The organism is Mesorhizobium sp. Cs1321R2N1 (genome assembly GCF_037179725.1).
GTDB classification, from domain to species: Bacteria; Pseudomonadota; Alphaproteobacteria; order Rhizobiales; family Rhizobiaceae; genus Mesorhizobium; species Mesorhizobium salmacidum.
In genome coordinates, this window is record NZ_JAPYKP010000195.1 from 1 (window position 1) to 8,160 (window position 8,160).

Annotated in this window: 10 protein-coding genes and 1 other RNA gene; 9 read left to right on the forward strand and 2 right to left on the reverse strand. The window is 62.8% G+C overall.

Annotated features, from left to right (window positions below; all coding sequences use genetic code 11):
- A partial coding sequence (locus O7A61_RS29400; protein ID WP_337132739.1) for a hydantoinase/oxoprolinase family protein occupies window positions 1–1,026 on the reverse strand: 1,026 nt, incomplete at its 3' end.
- A 184-nt stretch (window positions 1,027–1,210) separates the two neighbouring features.
- Here O7A61_RS29400 and O7A61_RS29405 point away from each other — a divergent pair.
- From O7A61_RS29405 to O7A61_RS29440, 7 genes are all read left to right on the forward strand, one after another.
- On the forward strand, window positions 1,211–1,423 hold the full coding sequence (locus tag O7A61_RS29405) for a hypothetical protein (protein ID WP_140502402.1): 213 nt from the start codon (window positions 1,211–1,213) through the stop codon (window positions 1,421–1,423).
- Between the two features lie 149 nt (window positions 1,424–1,572).
- Window positions 1,573–2,292 (forward strand): J domain-containing protein, encoded by a 720-nt coding sequence (locus O7A61_RS29410; RefSeq protein ID WP_140502403.1) that lies wholly within the window; start codon window positions 1,573–1,575, stop codon window positions 2,290–2,292.
- The gene (locus O7A61_RS29415; protein ID WP_337132740.1) at window positions 2,289–3,044 is read left to right on the forward strand and encodes a peptidoglycan recognition protein family protein; all 756 of its coding nucleotides are present in this window, start codon (window positions 2,289–2,291) and stop codon (window positions 3,042–3,044) included. Before O7A61_RS29410 ends, O7A61_RS29415 begins: the two co-directional genes overlap by 4 nt.
- Window positions 3,045–3,256: 212 nt before the next feature.
- The gene (locus tag O7A61_RS29425; protein WP_442921129.1) at window positions 3,257–3,976 is read left to right on the forward strand and encodes a lytic transglycosylase domain-containing protein; all 720 of its coding nucleotides are present in this window, start codon (window positions 3,257–3,259) and stop codon (window positions 3,974–3,976) included.
- Between the two features lie 65 nt (window positions 3,977–4,041).
- Window positions 4,042–4,441: RNase P RNA component class A (gene rnpB, locus O7A61_RS29430), an RNA gene on the forward strand.
- Between the two features lie 179 nt (window positions 4,442–4,620).
- Complete coding sequence (locus O7A61_RS29435) at window positions 4,621–4,905, forward strand: type II toxin-antitoxin system ParD family antitoxin (protein ID WP_337132741.1); 285 nt, start codon at window positions 4,621–4,623, stop codon at window positions 4,903–4,905.
- On the forward strand, window positions 4,902–5,195 hold the full coding sequence (locus tag O7A61_RS29440) for a type II toxin-antitoxin system RelE/ParE family toxin (protein ID WP_337132742.1): 294 nt from the start codon (window positions 4,902–4,904) through the stop codon (window positions 5,193–5,195). Before O7A61_RS29435 ends, O7A61_RS29440 begins: the two co-directional genes overlap by 4 nt.
- Before the next feature lie 105 nt (window positions 5,196–5,300).
- Here O7A61_RS29440 and O7A61_RS29445 read toward each other — a convergent pair whose 3' ends face one another.
- Window positions 5,301–6,416 (reverse strand): cystathionine gamma-lyase, encoded by a 1,116-nt coding sequence (locus O7A61_RS29445; protein ID WP_337132743.1) that lies wholly within the window; start codon window positions 6,414–6,416, stop codon window positions 5,301–5,303.
- A 407-nt stretch (window positions 6,417–6,823) separates the two neighbouring features.
- Between O7A61_RS29445 and mraZ the strand changes: the two genes are divergently transcribed.
- Complete coding sequence (gene mraZ, locus O7A61_RS29450) at window positions 6,824–7,297, forward strand: division/cell wall cluster transcriptional repressor MraZ (RefSeq protein WP_140747494.1); 474 nt, start codon at window positions 6,824–6,826, stop codon at window positions 7,295–7,297.
- Window positions 7,294–8,160, forward strand: an 867-nt coding sequence (gene rsmH / locus O7A61_RS29455; RefSeq protein WP_337132744.1) for a 16S rRNA (cytosine(1402)-N(4))-methyltransferase RsmH, incomplete at its 3' end; no start/stop codon positions are given. The genes mraZ and rsmH, both read left to right, overlap by 4 nt.

The window sequence follows — 8,160 nt, forward strand, 5'->3', positions numbered from 1 at the left end:
ACGGCCGGCCTCGTAATGCAGGATGGAGCCGCCGCCGGCGGCGACCGTGTGGATGCGCATCATCGGCGCGCGGACACGCACGCCGGCGACCTCGGTGTCGAAGGCACGTTCATACTCGCCGTCATAGTGGGCGACGTCCGTGGACGTGCCGCCCATGTCGAAGCCGATAACCTTGTCGAAACCGGCGAGCTTCGCCGTCTCGACCATGCCGACCACGCCGCCGGCCGGGCCCGACAGCAGCGCGTCCTTGCCTTGGAACATGTCGGCGGCGGTGAGGCCGCCAGAAGACATCATGAACATGAGGCGAGGGGATTCGTCGTTTTCTCCCGCCGCGCCCAGTTCTCCCGCCACCCGTTGTACGTAGCGTGAAAGGATGGGCGACAGATAAGCATCCACCACCGCGGTGTCGCCGCGGCCGACCAGTTTGATCAGCGGCGAGACCTCGTGGCTGACCGAGACCTGGCCGAAACCAAGCTTGCGGCAGACCTTGGCCACCGCCTTCTCGTGATCGGGGTATTTCCAGGCATGCATGAAGGCGATCGCAACGGCATCGATGCCATCGGCTTTCGTTTGTTCTATGGCCGGCCGGCAAGCCGATATGTCGAGCAACCGTTCGACGCAGCCGTCGGCGAGCACGCGCTCGTCGATCTCGATGACGCGCTCGTAGAGTTGCTCGGGAAGGATGATCTCCTTGGCGAAAATGTCGGGTCGCGCCTGGTAGGCGATCCTGAGCGCATCGCGAAACCCCTTGGTGATGAGCAACAAGACGCGGTCGCCCTTGCGCTCCAGAAGGGCGTTGGTGGCCACCGTGGTTCCCATCTTGATGTCGCCGATCAGGCCGGACGGGATCGCGGCGACCGTGTCAAGGCCGAGCAGGTCGCGAATGCCTTGAATGGCGGCGTCGGCATAGGCTTCGGGATTCTCAGACAGCAGCTTGCGCGGATGCAGCCCGCCTTGCGGGTCACGGCCGATAATATCGGTGAAGGTGCCGCCGCGATCGATCCAGAAATCCCATTTCGCGGTCATGCGGCTGTCTCCGGTATTCCGTTTCCGGTGTCGTTGTTAAAGCGCCGAAGCGCCGGCAGCAATAACGCTTGCATGCCATTGATGTTACAGGTGGAAACGCAACGTTACGAAACCCATGGCCATCTCGGGCATTTGTCTCTGGACCGTTCACCGCAACGTGAACGTGTGTCTAAGGAGAGATGTTATGAAAAAGCTCGTTCTTGCTTCCCTGTCCGCCCTTGCCCTGCTGGGCGTCGCGGCCTGCAGCGACAGCGGCACAGGCACCGACAACACCACAACGCAGAGCACCAATCCGCCGCCTGCCGAGCAGCCGATGAAGCCGGCGGCCCCGGCTGACAATTCGACCAAGCCTGCCGAGCCGGCTCCGGCAACGCCTGCTCCTGCGCCCGCGCAGTAGTTTGTAAGCAGTAAGTGACTTGGGAGGAAGGCCGGCTCTGCGCCGGCCTTCCTCGTATGGGCACCAGCAATGCGCCTCTCGTTCACAGACCCGACAGATGGCTGTTATTGACTTGATAGCGGGGATCGGTTGGCTCTATGAAGCGGGCCATGTCGATTTGGGACCGCCTCGGCGACTTCATCACGCGGGTTTCGTCTTCAACCACCTCTGGCGTCGCCGATGTGGTCGAGGCTGTGCGCACGGTTTTTTCCGGCGACGCCGACTTGCGCCGCCGCGTCGCCTTCTCGGTGGCGATGATCGCGCTTTCGGCCAAGATGGCCAAGGCCGACGGCATCGTCACCCAGGATGAGGTACGCGCCTTTCAGGAAATCTTCGAAGTGCCGCCGAAAGAGACGCGCAACGTTGCGCGGCTGTTCGATCTCGCCCAGCGGGACGTGGCCGGTTTCGAAACCTATGCCGAGCGCATGGCGCAACTCTGCGGCTCCGGGCACTCCAATTGCGTGATGCTGGAAGACATACTCGACGGCCTGTTCCACATCGCCAAGGCCGATGGGCTGGTGCATGAGCGCGAAGGCATCTTCCTGCATCGTATCGCCGAGATCTTCCGCATCGATGAGACGCATTACGAATCGATCTTGGCGCGGCACGTCAATCTTGGCGCAGGCGACCCCTATGTCGTGCTCGGCATCGAGCGCGGCAAGCCGTTCGAGGAGGTTAGAAAACGCTATCGCAAGCTGGTGTCGGACAACCATCCGGATCGGTTGATCGCGCGCGGGTTGCCGCAGGAATTCATCAAGATCGCGACGACCAGGGTCGCGGCGATCAACGCCGCTTATGAGATGATCGAGCGGGGCCTGCGGCACGCATGACCGGCTTCCTGCCCGACGAGCCGAGCGCCGAGGTCAGGGTATCGCCGAATTTCGGGCCAAGGCGCGACGCACAGAAGCCCGACATGATCGTGCTGCACTATACCGGTATGGCGAGTGGTACCGGGGCCGAAGCCTGGCTGTGTGATCCGGCAAGTGAAGTCTCGTCGCATTATCTCGTCCATGAGAATGGCCATATCGTGCAGATGGTCCGGGAAAGCGACCGCGCCTGGCACGCCGGCCAGAGTTCCTGGTTCGGACGCACCGACATCAATTCCTGCTCGGTCGGCATTGAAATCGTCAATCCGGGCCATTCACTGGGCTATCCCGGCTTTCCGAAACGTCAGATCACGGCGGTCGTCGAACTGTGCAAGGGGATTGCCGCGCGGCATGCGATCGGCGCCGAGCGGGTGCTGGCGCACTCCGATGTGGCGCCGGGCCGCAAGATTGATCCCGGCGAGAAGTTTCCATGGGCCGCGCTGTTCAAGGCCGGGGTCGGCCATCTCGTGCCAGCCGCTCCCGTCAGGCGCGGAGCCGCGCTGAAGCCCGGCGACCGCGGTGCCGATGTCGAGACACTGCAGTCGATGCTGTCGCTCTATGGCTATGGTGTCGAAATATCGGGCGTTTTCGACGATCGGACACGGGTCGTGGTCGAGGCCTTCCAACGGCATTTCCGGCCGCGCCGGATCGACGGAGTTGCCGACGGCTCGACGATGCGCACACTGCAGAAGCTGCTTGCTTCCGTCAGGAATTGACCCAGGGTCAATTCCTGATTCAAGTAATCCTCCTTGGCCCTAAAGTTACAAACTGTCACTTAAAGTGACTTGCCCCGCCTTTATTGGCGCCAAATCGGGCTTCAAAGGGCTTTTCGTACAGTTTGTCGGACGTCCAGCCCCCCGGGTGTTCCGATATTGATCAAGCGATGCCACGCGAAAATCTTCGCGCGGTCCCAACAGAACAGGATCACATGCAGAAATTGACGGTTTTAACGGCAGCTCTTGCTGCCGGCGTAATGAGTTTTGCCTTCAGTGCGGCCGACGCCGCGCCGTTCAGCCCGCGGGCCGACCAGGGCTTCGTCGCGGCACCCGCCAAAGGCAAGGCCATTTCGGCCAAAAGCAGCAAGAGTGCTAAGGCGACGACGAAGCACGCTTCCGCGAAAGTGGAAAAGGCAAGCTGGACCAAGGCAAGGAAATCCTCTGCCAAGAGGCAGACAAAGCGCGGTCGCAAAACCGTGGACATGACGACGACGGCATCGATCGGTCTCAGCAACGTCGCTGCGGCGACCGCGGCAGTGACGAGCGGCGGCCAGTATTCCGCGATTGTCGCCCGCTACGCGGCGAGCTACGGCGTTCCGGTGTCGCTGGCCAACGCCGTGATCCAGATCGAAAGCAACTACCGGCCGAACATGGTCGGCGGCGCCGGCGAGATCGGCCTGATGCAGATCAAGCCGGCAACCGCGCGCATGATGGGTTACAGCGGGTCGGCCAAAGGCCTGTTCGATCCCGACACCAACATCAAATACGGCATGAAGTACCTCGCCATGGCGCGCGACCTCGGCGGTGGCACGACCTGCGGCACGATCCTGAAATACAATGCCGGCCATGGCGCCACCCGGATGAACCCGGTTTCGGCGGCTTACTGCAGCAAGGTCAAGGTTCAGTTGGCGGCTGTCGGCGCGCCGGCTTGACAAGAACCGGTCACGACCGGCTTTTTCGGTTGCGTTTTGTGGTGTGAACCCCTTTATACGCCCTGCCAGCTGGCCGGGCGGCCGCACCCGCAAACGCCGAAAGGCCGCGGGTGAGGAAAGTCCGGGCTCCATGGAGACACGGTGCCGGTTAATGGCCGGCGGGGGCGACCCCAGGGAAAGTGCCACAGAAAGCAAACCGCCACGACTTTGTCGGGGTAAGGGTGAAAGGGTGGGGTAAGAGCCCACCGCGCGACTGGCAACAGGAGCGGCACGGTAAACCCCACCGGGAGCAAGACCGAATAGGGGCGGTGCGAGGGGAAACCCTCGAGGGCTGTTTCCGGCTCACCGTCCGGGTAGGTTGCGTGAGGCGCATGGCAACATGCGCCCAAGATGAATGGCCGCCACGTTCTCGTCTCGCAAGGGGCGAGGGCCATACAAAACCCGGCTTACAGGCCAGCTGGCAGTTTCTCTCCGCGATATCTAGGATAAGTCTTTCACATCAGAAGGTTGCACCCATGGGTGCAGCTTCTTATCCAAGGGCGTGGCGCTGCTTTGCACCGCCACAAGAACGAGATTTTCCGTCGACTTTCTTGAAATTGGTGCGATTAAATCGTACCATCACGGCTCATCATCGGGAGCCTATCATGGGTCAGGTCGACAAACGCAGCATCACGCTTTCGCCGGAACTGGCGCAGGCGGTCGACGACGTGGTCGCGGCTGGAGAATACGCCTCGGCGAGCGAGGTGATCCGCGATGCGTTGAGGCAATGGAAGGACCGCCGCGACCTGATGGGCTACACGGTCGAGGAACTGCGCAAGCTGGTGCAGGAGGGGATCGACAGCGGGCCTGGGCAAGACGGCCAGCCAATCATGGAACGATTGCGCGCGAAATACTTGAAGATGGCCGAGGCCAAAGGCTTTCGGGAGTGAAATACCGACTGCTTCCTCAAGCCACCGTCGATCTCGAAAGCATCGGCGATTACATCGCCAACCACGATCCGCGCGCTGCTGTTCGCCTCGTGGATGCGCTGGAAAGACGTTGGGATTTGCTGACCTTGCATCCCTTCTCAGGTGCGCCGCGCGACGACATAGCGCCGGGTATCCGCCATCTGATTGTCGGCGAATATCTCACCTTGTACCGGGTCGGCGGTGATGCGATCGAAATTCTTCGCGTGCTGCATGGTCGTCGCAACATCGAAGCCGATGACCTCGGCTCGTAGAGCAATTCCAGGAAAGGCGTAACGCTTTCCCTTGCGGAATTGCGTCAAAACAAAGAGTTAGAGCGGTTCGGCGTTTCCATCAACGCTGAACCGCTTGTCGATCTGTCAGCCGCTGATCCTGCCCAGCGAGGCCTCTATCGCCTTCCAGAGTTCCTCCACGGGCTCACAGCCTACCGACAAGCGAACGAAGCCGGCCGGAACCGCATCGCCTCGCTTAAGCCGCCGCTCAGCCGAAGTGTGGACGCCACCGAAGGAGGTCGCGGCCTGCATCAGGCTGCAATTGTTGATGAAATCCTCGGCTTTCTGCTCGGAGGCGAGTTCGAAGGAGATGAGGAAGCCGAAGCGCTCCATCTGGGCGCGGGCAAGATTGTGCGAGGGATCGCCTTCCAGTCCGGGATAGCGCAGGCCGCTTATCGCCGGATGCCCCTGCAGTTGCCGCGCGATCACTTCCGCCGACGAACACATGCGGTCGAAGCGCACATCCAATGTTTCCAGGCCGCGATGCACCAGCCAGGCTTCGAATGGCCCGGGGATGCTGCCCGAGACCTCGCGCCAGCCGGTCACGGCGGCGATGATATCCGCATTGCGGCTGGCGACATGGCCGAACAGCACGTCGGAATGGCCATTGGGCGCCTTGGTGTCGGCGGCGACAACGATATCGGCGCCGTGATCGAGAGGGCGCTGGCCGAAGGGCGTCATCGTCGTGTTGTCGACCACCAGCAGCGCGCCGGCCTTATGAACGGATTCGGCGACAGCGGCGATATCGCAGATGTCCAACCCCGGATTGGCTGGCGTTTCGACGAAGGTCAGGCGGTAGCCATCGAAGCCGCCGTCGAGGAAAGTCGATGTCGGCCTGACATCGTAGGTGACGCCGAGCGGCTTCAGGAAACGATCGGCCAGCGCCCTGGTGGTATGATAGCCGTCCGAAGGCAGCAGGATATGGTCGCCGGCCTTGAGCACGGCAAAGAATGCCGCCGAGATCGCCGCCATCCCCGAGGGAAAACCGACGCAAGGCGCGTCTTCCAAATGAGACAACATGTGTTCGACGGCATCCCAGGTCGGGTTGCTGAAGCGGCCGTACTGGTTGAAGCCGGTGGCATCGCCCGGAGCATGGAAAATGGCGGCCATGGTCAGGGGCAGGGGAATGGAATCGCCCATGGCAAACCGGCCGCGACGCAAATGGAGAAGGGCTGCAGCGCGCGACTTCGCAGTTTCAGACATCGATTTCAAATCCCCTGGCGATCGGTGAGATGGACGAGACGCTATGCCCGGCCACGGCTTGCGGCAAGGTGCCTCAAGTTGGGCCAGGAAGGCTCTAAACGCTTCGTTAGGCTTAATAGACCATAAAGACGAGACGTGCTGTCAAAGCCGTTCTCGTCGGCATGATGCGCGTGTTTGAGCAGCCTATTCCCGTTGACGCCCATAGTGCCCCATGATATCCCATCCAGACATCAAAGCCTTCGTTCCGCGTCAGGGTAGAGCGTACGCCAATCGGGCAGCCGCGGCGGCTGCGCGTTTGCCGGTTTTCGCCCGTGTGGACGAGGTGGGTGCGGGGCAGGCAATGCGCGGCGGTGGCGCGTGCGACACGATGAAGAGGGGTGCGGCGGCGCAAGCGGCCGCAACGTGTGATGGACCGGTTTCTGTCGAACACGGTGAGCAGGATCGATGCGAAGGGGCGGGTCTCCGTTCCCGCGCATTTTCGTGCCGTGGTGCAGAAGCGCGGCTATTCGGAGCTCTACGCGCTGCGCTGCCTGGACCTGCCGGCAATGGATGTCGGCGGGCTCGATCTGCTCGACCGCTACGAGCAGCGCATCGCGCGGGAAGACCCGTTCCTGCAGACTGCGGACGACATGTCGTTCTTCTGCCATGGCGACGGCGCATTCCTGAAACTCGACCAGGACGGCCGCATCACCATGACCGATTTCATTCGCGAGCATGCCGGCATCTCGGCGGAGGTGGCCTTTGTCGGGCGCGGCAATTTCTTTCAGATCTGGGAGCCGGGACGGCTTGCGACCTATGGAGCGCAGGCGCGGGCCAGGCTTTTGCAGCTTCGGCAGGGGACGAAGGCTCACGAGGCCAAGGCTGGGGAGCGACCGGAATGACGGTGGGCCACGGCGATGATATCAACGCCGTTGGCGGATCGGTCCGCCACATTCCGGTCCTCCTTGGCGAAGTGCTGGAAGCGCTGGCGCCGGCAGAGGGCGACATCATCATCGACGGTACGTTCGGCGCCGGCGGCTACACCAAGGCCATCCTGGCGGCCGGCGCGTCCGTCGTTGCCATCGACCGCGATCCGGATGCCATCGCGGCCGGCCGCGACCTCGAGGCGCGGTCCGGGGGCCGGCTGCGGCTCGTGCACGCGCCGTTCTCGACGCTCGACGAACATGTCGAAAGCGCCGACGGCGTCGTGCTCGACATCGGCGTCTCCTCGATGCAGCTCGACCAGGCCGAGCGCGGCTTTTCCTTCCGCAACGACGGACCGCTCGACATGCGCATGGCGCAGGCGGGACTGAGCGCCGCCGATGTCGTCAACAGTTTCAAGCCGGGCGACCTTGCCCGCATCTTCGGCTTCCTCGGCGAGGAGCGTCACGCCGGCCGTATCGCCCGCATGATCGAGGCGCGCCGGGAAAAACGCCCGTTCGAGCGTACGCTGGAACTCGCCGACGCGATCGAGACGCATATCGGCCGCGCGCCGAAGGACAAGATCCATCCGGCGACGCGCGTCTTCCAGGCGCTGCGCATCTTCGTCAATGACGAGCTTGGTGAATTGGCCAGGGCACTGTTCGCGGTCGAACGCGCGCTGAAGCCCGGCGGCCGCCTTGTCGTGGTGACGTTCCATTCGCTGGAAGACCGCATCGTCAAGCGTTTCATCGCCGACCGCGCCGACGTCATGACCGGCTCGCGCCACATGCCGGAGGCGCAGGCGCGCACCGCGACCTTCCGCAAGGCTGGTGGCGGCGTGACG